Annotated in this window: 1 protein-coding gene; it reads left to right on the top strand. The window is 64.9% G+C overall.

The window, feature by feature from the left end; all coding sequences use genetic code 11:
- On the top strand, window positions 1-1,073 hold a 1,073-nt coding region (locus tag AB0K18_RS50300), incomplete at both ends, for an RHS repeat-associated core domain-containing protein (RefSeq protein WP_364930301.1).

The following is a 1,073-nucleotide window of genomic DNA, read 5'->3' as shown; positions in this document are numbered from 1 at the left end:
TACACCGACCCGAACACCGGCAAGGTCAACATGGCCTCCCGCTGGTACATCCCGGGCACGGGTGGCTTCGCCTCGCGCGACGACTTCTCGATCGACCCGTACCCGTCGATCAACCTCAACCGCTACACGTACGCGGGCGGCAACCCGCTCGCCTACACCGACCCGTCGGGTAATTGCCCGTTCTGCATCCCGATCCTGTTCGCGGTGGTGCGGGTGGCCGCCCAGGTGGCGATCAAGCAGTTCGCCAAGGCCGCCGTCAAGCAGGTGGTCAAGCAGGGCGTCAAGCAGGCGGTCAAGAAGACCGCCCAGACGGGCGGCAGAAAGGTCACGCAACAGGCCGCCAAGAAGGGCACCCAGCAGGCCGGGAAGAAGACCGCGCAGCAGGCGGGAAAGAAGGCCGGCCAGAAGACGGCCAAGAAGGGCGGGAAACCGAAGAAGGCCACGAAGAAGAAGTCGACGACCAAGAAGCAGACGACCAGGGCGGGGGCGAAGAAGCCGACCAGGCCGGTCGCGAAGTCGCCGAAGGTCAAGACGCCCAAGGTCAAGAAGCCCCAGACCAAGACCCCCAAGGTCAAGAAGCCGAAGGCGAAGACCCAGAAGAAGACGACGAAGACGACCAAGAAGACCACGAAGAAGACGGCTTCTAAGCCGAAGACGAAGACTTCGACGAAGAAGAAGAACGAGACCGCCAACGAGGCCACCGAGATGGTCTTGGAGGAGGCGGAGGTCGCCGACGTCGCCACGGCGGGCGTCGATTACGACGGCCTCGACTATGACGGTGACCTGCTGTGCCGCAGCATGATCTCCTGCGCCAAGGATGTGGTGGAGGAGCTGGGGGAGAACGCCGCCGAGGACATCGCCGACAAGGTGATCGAAGAGGTCATCGACGCCACGATCCCGGACGTCCCGCTGGACCCGCCTGGTACGACCTGCGCTCTGCCGAACAGCTTCGTCCCCGGCACTCCGGTCCTGATGGCCGACGGCTCGACCAAGCCGATCGAAAAGGTGGAGACCGGCGACGAGGTAGTGGCCACCGACCAGGCGACCGGCCGCACGGAAGCCCGCCCGGTCCT

The organism is Nonomuraea sp. NPDC049421, from assembly GCF_040677005.1.
GTDB lineage: Bacteria > Actinomycetota > Actinomycetes > Streptosporangiales > Streptosporangiaceae > Nonomuraea > Nonomuraea salmonea.
This window is presented reverse-complemented; position numbering and strand designations above follow the sequence as displayed.